The sequence below is a fragment of the Sphingomonas floccifaciens genome, from assembly GCF_042681125.1.
In the GTDB taxonomy this organism is placed as follows: domain Bacteria; phylum Pseudomonadota; class Alphaproteobacteria; order Sphingomonadales; family Sphingomonadaceae; genus Sphingomonas; species Sphingomonas floccifaciens.
The window spans coordinates 904,631-921,686 of the sequence record NZ_JBHUFC010000003.1 but is presented as its reverse complement, the minus strand read 5'-3'; the positions used below and the strand labels follow the sequence as shown (position 1 = coordinate 921,686).

General features: G+C 66.8%; 12 protein-coding genes. 10 read left to right on the top strand and 2 right to left on the bottom strand.

The window, feature by feature from the left end; all coding sequences use genetic code 11:
- The first annotated feature begins 86 nt into the window (after positions 1-86).
- The 4 genes from ACFSC3_RS11400 to metH all read left to right on the top strand — a co-directional run bounded on the left by ACFSC3_RS11400 (position 87) and on the right by metH (position 5,911).
- The gene (locus tag ACFSC3_RS11400; protein WP_380940548.1) at positions 87-1,034 is read left to right on the top strand and encodes an ArsR/SmtB family transcription factor; all 948 of its coding nucleotides are present in this window, start codon (positions 87-89) and stop codon (positions 1,032-1,034) included.
- A gap of 17 nt (positions 1,035-1,051) precedes the next feature.
- Positions 1,052-1,972: a methylenetetrahydrofolate reductase [NAD(P)H] gene (gene metF / locus ACFSC3_RS11395; protein ID WP_380940916.1), complete on the top strand. Its 921-nt coding sequence runs from the start codon at positions 1,052-1,054 to the stop codon at positions 1,970-1,972.
- Positions 1,973-2,074: 102 nt separating this feature from the next.
- Positions 2,075-3,121 carry a homocysteine S-methyltransferase family protein gene (locus ACFSC3_RS11390; RefSeq protein WP_380940546.1) on the top strand — a complete coding sequence of 349 codons (1,047 nt, stop codon included), beginning with the start codon at positions 2,075-2,077 and terminating at the stop codon, positions 3,119-3,121.
- Between the two features lie 132 nt (positions 3,122-3,253).
- Positions 3,254-5,911 carry a methionine synthase gene (metH, locus tag ACFSC3_RS11385; RefSeq protein ID WP_380940545.1) on the top strand — a complete coding sequence of 886 codons (2,658 nt, stop codon included), beginning with the start codon at positions 3,254-3,256 and terminating at the stop codon, positions 5,909-5,911.
- Positions 5,912-6,063: 152 nt separating this feature from the next.
- Here metH and ACFSC3_RS11380 read toward each other — a convergent pair whose 3' ends face one another.
- Positions 6,064-6,771 (bottom strand): Crp/Fnr family transcriptional regulator, encoded by a 708-nt coding sequence (locus tag ACFSC3_RS11380; protein ID WP_380940543.1) that lies wholly within the window; start codon positions 6,769-6,771, stop codon positions 6,064-6,066.
- Positions 6,772-6,927: 156 nt separating this feature from the next.
- Between ACFSC3_RS11380 and murA the strand changes: the two genes are divergently transcribed.
- Positions 6,928-8,211 carry a UDP-N-acetylglucosamine 1-carboxyvinyltransferase gene (murA, locus tag ACFSC3_RS11375; protein WP_380940542.1) on the top strand — a complete coding sequence of 428 codons (1,284 nt, stop codon included), beginning with the start codon at positions 6,928-6,930 and terminating at the stop codon, positions 8,209-8,211.
- A 368-nt stretch (positions 8,212-8,579) separates the two neighbouring features.
- Here the strand turns inward: murA and ACFSC3_RS11370 are convergent, their stop codons facing one another.
- The gene (locus ACFSC3_RS11370) at positions 8,580-9,074 is read right to left on the bottom strand and encodes a hypothetical protein (RefSeq protein WP_380940541.1); all 495 of its coding nucleotides are present in this window, start codon (positions 9,072-9,074) and stop codon (positions 8,580-8,582) included.
- Positions 9,075-9,179: 105 nt separating this feature from the next.
- Here ACFSC3_RS11370 and ppc point away from each other — a divergent pair, with 105 nt between their 5' ends.
- The 5 genes from ppc to ppa all read left to right on the top strand — a co-directional run bounded on the left by ppc (position 9,180) and on the right by ppa (position 17,048).
- Positions 9,180-11,855 (top strand): phosphoenolpyruvate carboxylase, encoded by a 2,676-nt coding sequence (gene ppc / locus ACFSC3_RS11365; protein ID WP_380940540.1) that lies wholly within the window; start codon positions 9,180-9,182, stop codon positions 11,853-11,855.
- A 225-nt stretch (positions 11,856-12,080) separates the two neighbouring features.
- Entirely contained in the window at positions 12,081-13,451 is a 1,371-nt protein-coding gene (locus ACFSC3_RS11360) for a glutamate--cysteine ligase (RefSeq protein ID WP_380940538.1), read from the top strand.
- On the top strand, positions 13,406-14,140 hold the full coding sequence (locus ACFSC3_RS11355; protein WP_380940537.1) for a DUF2490 domain-containing protein: 735 nt from the start codon (positions 13,406-13,408) through the stop codon (positions 14,138-14,140). Before ACFSC3_RS11360 ends, ACFSC3_RS11355 begins: the two co-directional genes overlap by 46 nt.
- A 258-nt stretch (positions 14,141-14,398) precedes the next feature.
- Positions 14,399-16,315, top strand: a complete 1,917-nt coding sequence (locus tag ACFSC3_RS11350) for a M61 family metallopeptidase (RefSeq protein WP_380940536.1) — start codon at positions 14,399-14,401, stop codon at positions 16,313-16,315.
- A gap of 148 nt (positions 16,316-16,463) precedes the next feature.
- Entirely contained in the window at positions 16,464-17,048 is a 585-nt protein-coding gene (ppa, locus tag ACFSC3_RS11345) for an inorganic diphosphatase (protein WP_380940534.1), read from the top strand.
- The last annotated feature ends 8 nt before the right edge of the window (positions 17,049-17,056 follow it).

Below are 17,056 nucleotides of genomic sequence, written 5' to 3'. Positions count from 1 at the left end.
CATGACGCAACGCTGGCGAAACGAAAAGGGTGCGTCGATCCGATCGATTGACCGCATATAAAGATTTCTTTATATCGTATTGCACGATGACCGCCGCCCTCGACATCTTCCGCGCGCTTGCCGATGCGACGCGTCTGCGCATCCTGTCGCTGGTGCGGACGATGGAGTTGTCGGTCGGCGAACTGGCGCAGGTGCTGGGCCAGAGCCAGCCGCGTGTCAGCCGCCATGTGAAGATCCTGGGCGATGCCGGGCTGACCGCGCGACGCAAGGAAGGCAGCTGGGTGTTCGTCGCGCTGGGCGATGCGGCGCGGGTCGGCCCGGTGCTCGCGGCGCTCGATGCATGGAGCGCGGGCGAAACCGATCACTGGGCCATCGCCGACAGCGCCCGGCTCGCCGCGGTGCGGGCCGACCGCGCGGCGGCGGCCGCCGACTGGTTCGAGGCACATGCCGGCGAATGGGATGCGATCCGCTCGCTCCATATCGCCGAGGAACAGGTGGAAGCCGCGATCGGCGACGTGCTGGGCACCGCGCCGCTCGGGCGGATCGTCGATATCGGGACCGGCACCGGCCGGATGCTCGAACTCTTCGCACCGCGCGCGACGCGGGCGCTGGGCATCGACCGCTCGTCGGAAATGCTGCGGCTGGCGCGCGGCAAGCTCGCCGAACAGGGCAATGCCGAACTGCGCCAGGCCGATCTCTACGCGCTGCCGCTGGGTGACGGTGAAAGCGACCTGGCGATCCTGCATCATGTCCTCCATTTCGCCGAAGCGCCACGCGCCGCGATCGCCGAGGCGGCACGCGTGCTCAGCCCCGGCGGGCGGCTGCTGATCGCCGATTTCGCACCCCATGACCGCGAGGAATTGCGCACGCGCGACGCCCATGTGCGGCTGGGCTTTTCCGATGAACAGATGCTCGGCTGGTTCGCCGCCGCGGGGCTGGTCCCGGCGCGCACCGAAACGCTGGAAGGCGGCGAGTTGACCGTGAAACTATGGCTGGCCCGCCGGGTCGCCGAACAGGGAGTGAAAGCGGCGTGAAGGCCAGTTTGGGAGCGATGGAAGAGGCCCGGCGCGCGCTGGACGCGCCGCTGTTCGCCGATGTCGCGGGCGATGCGGCGGTCAGCTTCGAATTTTTCCCGCCCAAGACCGAGAAGATGGACGGGACCCTGTGGGAATCGATCGCGACGCTCAGTCCGCTGGCCCCGCGCTTCGTCTCCGTCACCTATGGCGCCGGTGGGACGACGCGAGAGCGCACCCACGCCACCGTCGCCCGCATCGCGCGCGAGACCGGCATTCCGGTGGCGGCGCACCTGACCTGCGTAGAGGCGACGTGCGACGAGATCGATGCGGTCGCGAACGATTACTGGAACGCGGGCGTGCGGCATATCGTGGCGCTCCGCGGCGATCCGCCGACGGTGGGCGCGAAGTTCGAGTCGCCGAAGGGCGGCTATGCCAATGCCGCGGCGCTGGTCGCGGGCCTGCGCAAGCTGCACCCGTTCGAAATCTCGGTCGCGGCCTATCCCGAATGCCATCCGGATTCGTCGGATGCGACCGCCGACATCGACAATCTCAAGCGCAAGATCGATGCCGGCGCGACGCGGGCGATCACGCAATTCTTCTTCGAACCCGAAACCTTCTTCCGCTTCCGCGATGCGGCGGCGGCGGCGGGGATTTCGGCGGAGATCGTGCCGGGCATCATGCCGGTGATGAGCTTCGCCGCAGTTCAGAAGATGTCGGCGATGTGCGGTACGGATGTGCCCGCCTGGATGGCGCGGCTGTTCGAGGGGCTGGACGACCACCCCGCCGCGCGCCAGCTGGTCGCCGCGACCGTCGCGGCGGAGCTGTGCCGCAAGCTCTATGCGGGCGGCGAGCGGGCGTTCCACTTCTACACCCTCAACCGCGCCGAGCTGAGCTACGCGATCTGCCACCTGCTGGGGCTGCGCCCGCAGGCGGTGGCGGAGCGGCAAGCCGCCTGATTTGTCCTGTCATCCCCGCGAAAGCGGGGATCCAGGGTTACAGAGGACGAGCCCTCGTGGCTCTGGATCCCCGCTTTCGCGGGGATGACGAAGGATAGTTTGATGACGCCCCGCGAATCCCTTTTGGCGCAAGCCGCCCAACGCATCCTCGTCATCGACGGCGCGTTCGGGACCGAGATCCAGAACTGGAAGCTCTCCGAAGCCGACTATGCCGGCACGCTGGGCCTGACCCACGACCAGAAGGGCAACAACGACATTCTGGCGCTGACCAAGCCCGAAGTCCCGGGCTCGATCCACCGCGCCTATTTCGAGGCCGGGGCGGACGTCGCCGAGACGAACACCTTCAGCGCCAACCGCATCAGCCAGGCCGATTACGGCGCCGAGCATCTGGTCCGCGAGATCAACGTCGAGAGCGCGAAGCTGGCCCGTTCGATCGCCGATGAATTCGCCGCGCGCGACGGCCGCCCGCGCTTCGTCGCCGGCGCGATCGGGCCGACCAACAAGACGCTGTCGCTGAGCCCCGACGTCAACGACCCCGGTTTCCGCGAGATCGACTTCGATTACCTGAAGGATGTCTACCGCGAGCAGGTCGACGCGTTGCTGGAGGGCGGCGCCGACTTCATCCTGATCGAAACGGTGTTCGACACGCTGAACGCCAAGGCCGGGATCATGGCGGTTCTCGAAGCCGGCCAGGCGCTGAGCCGCGACGTGCCGATCATGCTGTCGATGACGCTGACCGACCTGTCGGGCCGCAACCTCAGCGGCCACACGGTCGAGGCCTTCTGGCACGCCGTCCGCCACGCCAAGCCGCTGACGATCGGGCTCAACTGCTCGTTCGGCGCGGAACAGCTGCGCCCGCATGTGAAGGTGCTGAGCGCGATGGCCGATACCCTCATCATGGTCTACCCCAACGCCGGCCTGCCGAACGAACTCGGCGCCTATGACGAAGCGCCGCAGACGAGCGCGGGGCTGGTCAGGGAATGGGCCGAGGGCGGCCAGGTCAACATCCTCGGCGGCTGCTGCGGATCGACCCCGGCGCATATCGAGGCGATCGCGGACGCGGTCCGCGGTCTGCCGCCGCGGGCGATGCCGGTGCCGGAGGTGCGGACCCGCCTTGCGGGCCTCGAACCGTTCACGATGGCGGCCTGACCATTTAGCCCTCTCCCCTTGGGGAGAGGGTTGGGAGAGGGGGCGGTGTCTCACCGAGACCGCCCGCCTGCCGCACTGCCCCTCTCCCCGCCCCTCCCCCCGGAGGGGAGAGGGAGTTAGAAGAAGAAGACCATGACTTCGACCCAATCCTCCACCAACTTCGTCAACGTCGGCGAGCGCACGAATGTCACCGGCTCGGCCGCGTTCAAGAAGCTCATCATGGCCGACGACTATACCAAGGCTGTCGAGGTCGCGCGCCATCAGGTCGAGAACGGCGCGCAGGTGATCGACGTCAACATGGACGAAGGCCTGCTCGACGCGCATGCGGCGATGACGACCTTCCTGAAGCTGATCGCCGCCGAACCCGACATCGCGCGCGTGCCGGTGATGATCGATTCGTCGAAATGGGACGTGATCGAAGCGGGGCTGAAGTGCGTGTCCGGCAAGCCGATCGTCAATTCGATCAGCATGAAGGAAGGCGTCGACCAGTTCCTCGATCACGCGCGCAAGTGCATGAACTATGGCGCCGCGGTCGTCGTCATGGCCTTCGACGAGGTCGGCCAGGCTGATACCAAGGAGCGCAAGGTCGAGATTTGCGCGCGCGCCTATGACCTGCTGATGGGCATCGGCTTCCCGCCCGAGGACATCATCTTCGACCCTAACGTCTTCGCGGTGGCGACGGGCATCGAGGAGCACAACAACTACGGTGTCGACTTCATCGAGGCGACCCGCGAAATCAAGGCGCGCTGCCCGCACGTCCATATCTCGGGCGGGCTGTCGAACCTGTCGTTCAGCTTCCGCGGCAACGAACCCGTCCGCCGCGCGATGCACAGCGTCTTCCTGTACCACGCCATCCCCGCCGGCATGGACATGGCGATCGTCAATGCCGGCCAGCTCGACATCTACGACCAGATCGACCCGGAACTGCGCACCGCGTGCGAGGACGTCATCCTCAACCGCGATCCCGACGCCGGCGACCGGCTGGTAGCGCTCGCCGAACGCTTCCGCGGGACCGATGCGGTGGCGGAGAAGGCGGCGGCCGAGTGGCGCTCGCTGCCCGTCACCAAGCGGCTGGAATATGCGCTGGTGAAGGGCATCGACGCGCACGTCGTCGACGATACCGAGGAATGCCGCCAGCAGTTCGCGCGCCCGATCGAAGTGATCGAAGGCCCGCTGATGGACGGGATGAACGTCGTCGGCGACCTGTTCGGTTCGGGCAAGATGTTCCTGCCGCAGGTCGTGAAGTCCGCGCGCGTAATGAAGAAGGCGGTCGCCCACCTCCTCCCCTTCATCGAAGCCGCCAAGGAGCCCGGCGCCAAGGGCAAGGGCAAGGTCATCATGGCCACCGTCAAGGGCGACGTCCACGACATCGGCAAGAACATCGTCGGCGTCGTGCTCCAGTGCAACGGCTTCGAAGTCGTCGACCTGGGCGTCATGGTGCCGTGGTCGAAGATCCTGGAGGCGGCGAACGAGAATGACGCCGACATGATCGGGCTGTCGGGGCTCATCACGCCATCGCTCGACGAGATGGTGACCGTCGCCGAGGAAATGAGCCGCGCGAACATGACGATGCCGCTGCTGATCGGCGGCGCGACGACGTCGAAGGTCCATACCGCGCTGCGGATCGCGCCCGCCTACAAGGGGCCGGTCGTCCACGTCCTCGACGCCTCCCGCGCGGTCGGCGTCGCGACGACGCTCGTCAGCGACACGATCCGCGACGATTTCGTGGCGAAGACCGACGCCGATTACGCCGCCGTCCGCGCCGCGCGCGAGGGCAAGGGGCAGAACGACCTGCTCCCGCTCGAAAAGGCGCGCGCCAACGGCTTCAAGGCCGATTTCAGCCAGAAGCCCGCCGCCCCCGCCAAGCCCGGCGTCCACGTGTTCCGCGACTGGGATCTGTCGGACCTGCGCGATTATATCGACTGGACGCCGTTCTTCCGCGCGTGGGAGCTCGCCGGCACCTTCCCCGCGATCCTCGATGACGAAATCGTCGGCGACAGCGCGAAGTCGCTGTTCGCGGACGCGCAGGCGATGCTCGACAAGATCATTGCCGAGAAATGGCTGACCGCGCGCGGCGTCGCGGGCCTGTGGCCGTGCGCGCGCTACGAGGACGATGTCGTCGTCGACCTGAAGGGCGACTTCAACGCCGACGAACTGCGCGGCTTCGACATGCTCAACCTGGTCGAGGGTACCGACATCGTCCGGCTGCCGTTCCTGCGCCAGCAGATCGCCAAGCGCGAAGGGCGGCCGAACATGTGCCTGGCCGATTTCATCGACGAAAAGGGCGACTGGATCGGCGGCTTCGCGGTCAGCATCCACGGCATCGAACCGCACCTCGCGCGCTTCAAGGCGGCGATCGACGATTATTCGGACATCCTGCTGAAGGCGCTGGCCGACCGCTTGGCCGAAGCCTTTGCCGAGCGCCTGCACCTCCATGTCCGCACCGACCTGTGGGGCTATGCGCCTGACGAACAGCTGACCAACGAGGCGCTGATTCGAGAGCAGTACCGCGGCATCCGCCCGGCGCCCGGCTATCCGGCCTGTCCGGAACACAGCCTGAAGGTGACGCTGTTCGACATGCTCGACGCGCATCACGCGACGGGTGCGACGCTGACGGAGAGCTTCGCGATGCTGCCGACCGCGGCGGTCAGCGGTTTCTATTTCGGGCACCCGGAAGCGGCCTATTTCGGCGTCGCGCGGATCGGCGAGGACCAGCTTGCGGACTATGCCGTGCGCAAGGGCGTCGATGTGGCACAGGCGACCCGCTGGCTGCGACCGAATCTGGATTGAGCAAAATCCTCCCCGAGCTTGTCTCGGGGAGGGGGACCGCCGCGAAGCGGGGGTGGAGGGGAAAGCCCCGCCCTGTCGGACATCTCGCAGGCCCCTCCACCAGCCTGCGGCTGGTCCCCCTCCCCCAGACAAGCTGGGGGAGGATCAAGGTCCTATCGCGCCGCCGGTAGCCAGCCGAGTTCCAGCCCCTCGAACCGATCGACGTAATTCGCCGCCCGCGCCAGCGCGCGTTCGTCGCGGATCGTGACGCGGCCGCCCTCGCGGGCGATCAGGCCGTCCTCTTCGAGCTGGCGCAGCATGCGGTTGACGTGGACCGCGGTCAGGCCCGTCGCGTCGCCGATCTCTTCCTGCGTCAGTCCCAGCGTATAGGTGTCGACGACCGACGGATCGCCCGCGCGCATCCGGTTGCGCATGTCGAGCATCAACGCCGCCACCCGCGCCTTGGCCGAGGTCCGTCCCAGCGCCGCCAGCCGGTCGGTCAGCGCGACACGCTCGACCTGGTTCAACACCAGAATCAGCGCGGCGAGTCGGGGATGGTCCTCGAACAGTCGGCTGAGCGCGGCGCGATCGAACTGGCAGACCTCCGCATCGCTCAGCGCCGCGATCGTCTCGGGCGAACGGCCGTAGATCATGCCGGGCATGCCGATCATGTCACCACGGAAGTGGAAACGGAGAATCTGACGGCTGCCGTCGTCGAGCAGCACATAGCTCATCAGCACGCCGCGACGGACGACGTACAAGTCGTTCCCCCGCTCGTTCTCGCGCTGCAGAACGGCGCCGCGCCGCACCTCGCGCGGACGGTCCTCCAACCGCGCGAGTGCAGACACTTCCGTGCCCGACAGATCAACCCGCGCGGCCAATACTTCGGCTAAACAGCTCGCAGGCACGTGTACACTTCCCCCCGACCCCTGGGTGCCCTGCAAAGCAGCGCTGTGAAATCAGTGCATTAAAGTCGATCAAGCGGGGAACAAAGCGCGGCGCTTGCTCCACGCTCATCCGACGATAGAAGCGCCATCATGGACCGTATTGTCATTCGGGGCGGCAACCCGCTCAAGGGCCGCATCTTCATCTCCGGCGCGAAGAATAGCGCGCTGACGCTGATGCCCTGCGCATTGCTGACCGACGAGCCGCTGACGCTCCGAAATCTTCCGCGTCTGGCCGACGTCGACGGCTTCGGCCATCTGCTCAACCAGCTTGGCGCGTCGACCGCGATCGAGGGGACGCGGCCGGAAGATTTCGGGCGGGTGATGACGATCCGCGCGGGCCAGCTGACCTCGTCGGAGGCGCCCTATGACATCGTGCGCAAGATGCGCGCGTCGATCCTGGTGCTCGGCCCGATCCTGGCGCGCAAGGGTGAGGCGCGGGTGTCGCTGCCCGGTGGTTGTGCAATCGGCAACCGCCCGATCGACCTGCATCTGAAGGCGCTGGAGGCCCTGGGCGCGGAGTTGGAGATGTCGGCGGGCTATGTCACCGCGCGGGCGCCGGGCGGGCGCCTGCCGGGCGGCCGCTTCCGCTTCCCCGTCGTGTCGGTCGGCGCGACCGAGAATGCGCTGATGGCCGCCGCCACCGCGCGCGGCACCAGCGTGCTGGAGAATGCCGCGCGCGAGCCGGAGATCGTCGACCTGTGCCGCCTGCTCGTCGCGATGGGCGCGTCGATCGACGGCATCGGGACCGAGACGCTGACGATCGAGGGCCGCGACCGGCTGCACGGCGCGACCTATGCGGTGATGCCCGACCGGATCGAGGCGGGCAGCTATGCCTGCGCCGCGGCGATCACGGGCGGGCAGGTCGAGCTGGTCGGCGCCGATGCCGCCGACATGGCCGCGACCCTGTCGGCGCTGGCGGATGCGGGCGTCGTCATCGAGCTGAAGAAGGGGTCGATCGGTATCTCCGCGCCGGACACGCTGCGTCCGCTGACGCTGTCGACCGCCCCCTTCCCCGGCTTCGCGACCGACATGCAGGCGCAGTTCATGGCGATGCTGACCAAGGCCGACGGCGCGTCGATGCTGACCGAGACAATCTTTGAGAACCGCTACATGCACGTGCCGGAACTGGCGCGGATGGGCGCGGACATCGCCGTGTCCGGCCGCTCTGCTGTCGTGCGCGGGGTCGACAAGCTGGCCGGCGCGCCGGTGATGGCGACCGACCTGCGCGCGTCGATGAGCCTGATCATCGCCGGCCTGGCGGCCGAGGGGGAAACCTCGGTCAGCCGCGTCTATCACCTCGACCGCGGCTACGAGCGGCTGGAGGAAAAGCTGAGCGCCGTTGGTGCCGATATCGAGCGGCTGGGGGATGGCTAGCGCCAGTCGGCGCTCGACCTATCGCCTGTATTGCAGCGCCGTAGTGCGATCCGCATAGTCGAGAGGCCGGCAATCCTGCCGGCAGACTCCAAGGAGATGGCAATGTCGTTGACAGACTTGTGCCTGATTCTTGGTCTGTTGATCGCATTCGGCACCTTCATCTTGAAGGTGGTCGAGGTAACACGGACCAAATAAGCACGACGGGCGGAGGGCAGGCGGCAACCTGCCCTCCAAACGCTTCTTCCCAAAATGATTGAGGCTCCGGAGCGGCAACCCCGGAGCCTCAGACTCAAGGGCGGAGACGCCCTGTCGCTGACGGACGCTATATACGCTCGAACCATCGACAAAACAATAACCGGCCGGAACGGTTACCCACCCACCGTAATCACGCTTTCGCTCTTGCCCCCGCCGACATCCTTCGTCGTCAACCGGAACGCCTTGCCGTCGTCGGTCGTGCCCGACAGGTCGTTCCCGTCCGCCTTCAGCGAAAAGCCCTCGCTCGCCAGCCGCCCCTGGAACCAGTCGCGCACCGCAGCCGTCCCGACCGGGCTGGTGAAATTGACCTTCACCCCGCCGTCGCCGTTGTTGCCGGACACGTCCATGTTCGTGATCCGCGAGCCTTCGGGCAGGTTGACCCCGTTCAGCGTGAAGTCGCCGGCATCCAGCTGAACCTTCGGCAGGTCGATGTTCGCCTTGAACCCCGGCAGGTCGACGGCGACCTTGCCGTCCTTGCCCAGATTCGCCGAGAAGCCATTGCCGTCGCTGCCCTTGATCGAGATCTGGGTGCCCTCGTCCGAGCTACCGCCGTTCGATCCGCAGGCCGCCAGCAACAGAGCAGGGGCCAGGATCAGGATGGTGCGCATCGATCATCTCCTGTATTATCGTCGCAATACACGTAAGTAGCACTTGCCCCCACGTCAACGTTTACGACCTTGACCCTGGTGTCCGCTGCGGCGCAACAAAGCATCATGGCAAGCCTTCCCCCCATCGCGAATAATGCGGATGTCCGCTTCCTCGGCAAACTTCTGGGCGACGTCATTCGCGCCTATGGCGGCGAGGAACTGTTCAAGCGGATCGAATATATTCGCGCGACCAGCGTCGATCGCGCGCGCGGCGTAGCGGGGGCGGAGGCGATCGATCCGGGGCTGGAGCGATTGAGCCTCGACGAGACGCTCGATTTCACCCGCGGCTTCATGCTGTTCTCGATGCTCGCCAATCTCGCCGAGGACCGGCAGGGTGTGACCGCCGAGGACGGGGCCGACGTGGCCCATGCGCTAGAGCGGCTGGCCAAGGAGGGCGTCGATCGCACGGCCGTTCTCGCGCTGCTGCAGGACGCGCTGATTGCCCCGGTCCTGACTGCGCACCCGACCGAAGTCCGCCGCAAGTCGATGATCGACCACCGCAATACCATCGCCGAACTGATGGCGCTGAAGGACCGCGGGCTCGACGAGACGATGGACGGCGACCGGATCGAGGACGCAATCCTGCGCCAGATCGCGCTGCTGTGGCAGACCCGCGTGCTCCGCCGCGAGCGGCTGTATGTCGCCGACGAGGTCGAGACCGCGCTGTCCTATCTGCGCGACGTGTTCCTGCCCGCACTGCCCGCGCTCTACGCGCGATGGGACCGGGCGCTGGGCGAACGGACCCCGTCGTTCTTGCGCCCCGGCACCTGGATCGGCGGCGACCGCGACGGCAATCCCTTCGTCACCGCCGATTCGCTGCGCCTCGCGCTGGGCCGCGCGGCAGAGGCGGTGCTGGGCCATTATCTCGACAAGGTCCATGCGCTGGGCGCAGAGCTGTCGATCTCGACCGAGCACAGCGACGTCGCCGATGGCGTGCTGGCGCTGGCGATCCGCAGCGGCGACGAGGCGAAGAGCCGCGAGGACGAACCCTATCGCCGCGCGCTGTCGGGCATCTACGCCCGCCTCGTCGCGACGCATCTGGCGCTGACCGGCAAGCCAGCCCCGCGCCCGGGCGCGCTGAAGGGCGAGCCTTATCCCGACCCCGCCGCATTCCGCGCCGACCTCGCCGCCATCGCGCACGGGCTGGCCGGCGAGGATCATGGCCCGCTGTCGTCGGGCGGCAAGCTCGGCCGGCTGATCCGGGCGGTCGAGACGTTCGGATTCCACCTTGCCACCCTCGACCTGCGCCAGAACAGCGCGGTGCATGAGCGCGTCGTCGCCGAACTGCTGAAAGCGGGCGGCGTGTGCGACGACTATGCCAGCCTCGACGAGGACGCCCGCGTCGCACTGCTCCGCGACGAACTTGCCAGCCCGCGCCCGCTGACCAGCCCCTATGCGCAGTATAGCGAGGAGACCGCGTCCGAACTCGCGATCGTCCGTGCCGCCGCCGAGGCGCAGGGCAAATACGGGCGCGCCTGCATCCGCCAATACATCGTGTCGATGGCGCAGTCGGTGTCCGACCTGCTGGAGGTCCATCTGCTGCTGAAGGAAGCGGGGCTCTATGTGCCGGGCAAGACTCCGCAGGCGCATATCATGGCCGTCCCGCTGTTCGAGACGGTCGGCGATCTGGAGCGTGCGCCCGGCATCATGCGCGCGTGGTTCGCCCTGCCGGAGGTCGCCGCCATCGCGGCTACCCGCGGCGTACAGGAAGTGATGATCGGCTATTCCGATTCGAACAAGGACGGCGGTTACCTGACCTCCACCTGGCAGCTGTCGAAGGGATCGTCGGCGCTTGCCCCGGTGTTCGAGGAAGCGGGTGTCCGGATGCAGCTGTTCCACGGGCGCGGCGGCGCGGTCGGGCGCGGCGGCGGGTCGTCGTTCCAGGCGATCCAGGCGCAGCCCGCCGGCACCGTCCAGGGCCGCATCCGCGTGACCGAACAGGGCGAGATCATCGCCGCCAAATATGGCACGCGCGCCTCGGCCATGACCAATCTGGAGGCGATGGCGTCGGCCACGCTTCTCGCCAGCCTGGCCCCGGCCGAACTGCCGGCGTCCGACAAGGCGCGATTTGAGGCGGCGATGGACGCGCTGTCCGACACCGCGTTCAAGGCGTACCGCGACCTCGTCTACGGCACGGACGGCTTCCGCACCTATTTCCGACAGGCGACGCCGATCGCGGAAATCTCGGGCCTCAAGATCGGCTCGCGTCCCGCATCGCGCAAGAAATCCGATGCGATCGAGGACCTGCGCGCGATCCCCTGGGTGTTCAGCTGGGCACAGGCGCGCGTCATGCTGCCCGGCTGGTACGGCGTCGGCCAGGCGTTGGATGCCTTCCCCGACAAGGGCCTGTTACGCGAGATGGCGCAGAGCTGGCCGCTGTTCCAGTCGACGCTCGGCAATCTGGAGCAGGTGCTGGCCAAATCCGACATGGGCATCGCCGCGCGCTATGCCGCGCTGGTCGAGGACCGGGCGCTGGCCGACGATATCTTCGGGCGTATCCGGGACGGCTGGCAGACGACGCACGACTGCCTGCTGGGCGTGACACGCCAGACGCGGCTGCTGGAGAAGCATCCGAATCTGGAAACCTCGATCCGCCTGCGCCTGCCCTATATCGAGCCGCTCAACCTACTTCAGATCGAGCTGCTGAAGCGCCACCGCGCAGGCGAGGACGATCCGCGGATCGGCGAAGGCATTCTGCTGTCGATCAATGCGATCGCGACCGCGCTGAGGAATAGTGGGTAGGTACAGGAGAAGAAGAGAAGAAGACCCTCACCCAACCCTCTCCCACGAAGGTGGGAGAGGGCTATCGCTTGCGGCTACAGAATGGCGCTTCAAATCCCTCTCCCGCTTTCGCGGGAGAGGGAGGGGCCCGCCGGCGGAGCCGGTGGGAGGGCGAGGGTCTTCTTCTTCCTGAACCCCAACTGACCGGGACTAGCGCTCCCCCTCACCCGGGCGTAAGGGCGCGCCATGACGACCAAAACGGTTTCAGATAGCCACGCACCGACCATCGAGTCGGTCGACCAGCTCTACGCCAGCTTCGCGCGCGGGGAGAAACCGCGGGAGCGTTGGCGGATCGGGACCGAGCATGAGAAGTTCGTCTACAAGACCGACGATCACCGCGCGCCCTCATACGACGAACCCGGCGGCATCCGCGACCTGCTGAGCGAGCTCGAACAATTCGGCTGGAAGCCCGTCTATGAGGGCGGCAACGTCATCGCGCTGACCGGCGAGGACGGCTCGGTCAGCCTGGAGCCTGCCGGCCAGTTCGAGCTGTCTGGCGCGCCGCTCGACAATCTGCACCAGACTTGCGCGGAAACCGGACGCCATCTGAAACAGGTGAAGGCGGTGGGCGAAAAGCTGGGCATCGGCTTCCTCGGCCTCGGCATGTGGCCGGACAAGACGCGCGACGCGCTGCCGCGGATGCCCAAGGGCCGCTACGGCATCATGCTGAACCACATGCCGCGCGTCGGCACGCTCGGCCTCGACATGATGCTGCGCACCTGCACGATCCAGACGAACCTGGATTACGCGTCCGAAGCCGACATGGCGAAGAAGTTCCGCGTCAGCCTGGCGCTCCAGCCGCTGGCGACCGCGCTGTTCGCCAATTCGCCGTTCACCGACGGCAAGCCCAACGGCTTCCTGAGCTTCCGCAGCCACATCTGGTCGGACACCGACCCGCACCGCACGGGCATGTTGCCGTTCGTGTTCGAGGACGGCTTCGGCTACGAACGCTACGCCGAATATGCGCTCGATGTGCCGATGTACTTCGTCTACCGCGAGGGCAAGTATATCGACGCTGCCGGCCTCAGCTTCCGCGATTTCCTCGCTGGCAAACTGAGTGTGCTGCCCGGCGAGCGACCGACGATCGACGACTGGAACGACCATCTTTCGACCGCCTTCCCCGAAGTGCGCCTCAAGACCTTCCTCGAGATGCGCGGCGCCGACGGCGGTCCGTGGGACAGCATCTGCGCCCTGCCCGCGCTGTGGGTCGGCCTGCTCTATGACGACGGCGCGCTCGATGCGGCGTGGGATCTGGTGAAGCACTGGTCGATGGAGGAGCGCGAGACGTTGCGCACATCGGTGCCGAAGCTCGCGCTCGATGCGCCGATCCGCGGCGGCACGCTGAAGGACATCGCGGGCGAAGTGCTCGACATCGCCACCGCCGGCCTCTCGGCGCGCGCGCGGTTGAACGGCGCGGGCGACAGCGAGGCCGGATTCCTCGACCCGCTGCGCGACATCGTCCGCAGCGGCAAGGTGCCGGCGCAGGTGCTGCTCGATCGCTATCACGGGCCGTGGAACGGCGACCTCAGCCGCGTCTACGACGAGTACAGCTACTGAACCTCGCGCGCGCTCTCTGCGCCGCGCCCCTGCTCGTCGTCGCCCAGCCGGCGACCGCGCAGACGGTCGAGGATTCCCAGCTCTGGTGGCAGCTCAATGCCGTCGCGCCGCTGTCGAAGACGGTGCGACTGACGCTCGAACAGATCGGGCGGCTGAGCGACGATGAGGGCGGGCTGTACCAGACCGAGGTCGGCACCTTGCTCGGCTACAAGGCCAACAGCCATGTCGAACTCGGCTTCGGCTATCGCCGCGTCGGCGGGCATAATGGCCAGCGTGACGCCGACGAGGATCGTATCCGCCAGCACGTCATCCTGACCTTCGGCCGCTTCACCGGGCGGTTCCGCGTCGACGAGCGGTTCCGCGACGACCGCCCCGGCGTCGGCATCCGCATCCGCCCATTGCTGCGCTACAACCTGCCGATCGGCCGGACCAAGGGGCTGGCGGCCTTCTACAGCCACGAAAGCTTCTTCCTGCCGAACACCACCGTGTTCCAGCGCAGCGGTTACGAGCGGATGCGCAACATCGTCGGCGTCACCCTGCCGATCGCCAAGGGGGTGAGCGCCGATATGGGCTACCTCAACCAATACCGCTTCGCCCGCGCTGGCGGGCGGGCGCAGATGGTCCATGCGCTGACGGTGCAGATGACGCTGAGCATGACCCCGCACCCCACGCCGAAGCTGGACGACTGAGGCCCGAAGCGATCCGCCTTGTTGCCCACCCGTTCGCCCAGAGCGAAGTCGAAGGGCAGCCCTCCACCAGGTTGAACACAGCTGATCGGAACCCGGCCTGGGGTCCAAGCCAACTTAGAGCGCGATGACAGGATGGTCACCGACCCCGAAGCTGAGCGGTTGGCAGCACCGCACAGGCCGCCCGTGCCGCCCCTATTGCACCCGCCGCGCCGCGACCTTACGCAACCGGTCATCCTCCCCTCCATCCAAAGGGTCGCCATGAACCGCACGCTTACGATCGCCGCGCTCCTCCTCGCCTCGACCGCCGCACAGGCGCAGGTCCGCAACTCCCAGCCGGCGGCGACCGCGCCGTTCACCACCCGCATCCCCGAAGCGCGCGACATCGCCTATCCGGGCGTCATCGAACTGGACGTCGATGCGACCAACATCGGTCAGGGCATCTACCGCGTGAAGCAGCGCGTACCCGTCGCGCAAGCGGGGCCGATGACGTTGCTCATGCCGGCCTGGCTGCCGGGCAAGCACGCCGCGCGCGGCGAGATCGAGAAGCTGGCCGGGCTGAAGGTCACCGCGAACGGCAAGACGATCCCTTGGACCCGCGATCCGGTCGACGTCTACGCCTTCCACATCGACGTGCCGGCGGGCGCGAAGGCGGTCGACCTCGACTTCCAGTTCCTGGGCGCCACGGCCGGCAACCAGGGCCGCATCTCGATCGCGCCGAACATGCTGAACCTGCAGTTCGAACAGGTCAGCCTCTATCCGGCCGGCTATTACACCCGCCGCATCCCCATCCAGGCGACGGTGAAGTATCCCGCCGGCTGGACCGCCGCCTCGGGCCTGCCGAGCCGCGCGACGGGCTCGACCTACGCCTATCAGCAGACCGATTACGAGACGCTGATCGACTCGCCGGTGTTCGCCGGCCGCTATTTCAAGCGCTGGGAGCTGTCGCCCCGCGTCGGCTTGAACGTCGTCGCCGACTCGGCCGACGAACTGACCGCCGCAAAGCCCGAGATGATCGACAAGCACAAGGCGCTGGTCGATCAGTCGGTGAAGCTGTTCGGCGCCCAGCATTACGACAAATACGAATTCCTGCTCGCGATCACCGACGAAATGGGCGGGATCGGGCTGGAGCATCACCGTTCGTCGGAGAACGGCGTCGATCCGGGCTATTTCAAGGACTGGAAGGACGCGGTCGGCGACCGCGACCTGCTGCCCCACGAATTCACCCACAGCTGGAACGGCAAGTTCCGCCGCGGCGCCGACCTGTGGACGCCCGATTTCAAGACGCCGATGCGCGACAATCTGCTGTGGGTCTATGAAGGGCAGACGCAGTTCTGGGGGCTGATCCTGGGTGGCCGATCGGGCATGCTCAGCAAGGACGAGGTGCTCGACAATCTCGCGATCTGGGCCGGAGGACAGGACCTGACCAAGGGCCGCCAGTGGCGTCCGCTGGTCGACACCACCCATGACCCGATCATCTCGTCGCGCCGGCCTAAGGGCTGGCTCAACTGGCAGCGCAACGAGGACTATTACGTCGGCGGCGCGCTGGTCTGGCTGGAGGCGGATGCGATCATCCGCGAACGCACCGGCGGCGCCAAGTCGATGGACGATTTCGCCCGCGCCTTCTTCGGCATGCGCGACGGTGACTGGGGCACGCTGACCTACACCTTCGACGATGTCGCGAAGACGCTGAACGACGTGACGCCCTATGACTGGGCGACGTTCCTGCGCGAGCGCGTCTATCAGGTGAACCCGGCGACCACGACCGCCGGCATCACCCGCAACGGCTATCGCCTAGTCTATACCGATACGCCGAACGCGGTCGCCAAGGCGGGGGAAAAAGGTTCGAAATCGACCAGCTTCGCCTTCTCGCTCGGCATGACGGTGGCCAGCGACGGCGGGGTGCGCGCGGTCGTGTGGGACTCGCCCGCATTCAACGCCGGGATGGACGTGTCGACGACGATCGTCGCGGTCGATGGCGAGGCCTATTCGGCCGACCGGCTGAAGGCAGCGGTGACCGCCGCCAAGACGTCGAAGGACCCGATCAAGCTACTGGTCAAGAACGACACAAAGTTCCGCGAAGTCCTGCTCGACTATCACGACGGCCTCCGCTACCCGCGCCTCGAAAAGGTGGGCACGGGCGAAACCGGCCTGGATCGCCTGATCGCGGCTAAGTAACCGCCACGAACACTTGCCGTTCGTGTCGAGTAGGGATCGAGCGAAGTCGAGAGCCCGTATCGAGACAGATTTCTCGATACACCGTCTCGACTACGCTCGACGGCTACTCGAAACGAACGGTTTTGGATAAAAAGGGAAGACACAAGACATGCGGATCGACCTGATCCCGGTGGGCGATGACCCGCCCAACAGCCTGAACGTCATCATCGAAGTGCCGGTCGGCGGCGAGCCGGTGAAATATGAGTTCGACAAGGCCAGCGGCGCGCTGTTCGTCGACCGCATCCTGCACACGCCGATGCGCTATCCGGCGAACTACGGCTTCGTGCCGCACACGCTGTCGCCCGACGGCGATCCGCTCGACGCGCTCGTCATCGCCCGCTCGCCGTTCGTGCCGGGCTGCGTCGTGCGCGCGCGCCCGATCGGCGTGCTGAACCTGGAAGACGAAGCCGGCGGCGACGAAAAGCTCGTCTGCGTGCCGGTCGACACGACCTTCCCTTATTATTCGGACGTCGGCGAACGCGGCGACCTGCCCTCGATCATCTTCCAGCAGATCGAGCATTTCTTCACCCACTATAAGGATCTCGAAAAGGAGAAGTGGGTGCGCATCGGCAAGTGGGGCGACGCCGCCGAAGCGCGTCAGATCACGATCGAAGCGATCGAGCGCTACGAAAACAACAAGGAAGCCGCCGAGGCGTCCGTTGACGCGACCGGGGTGGACACGCCGCAGGGCTGATCTGAAAA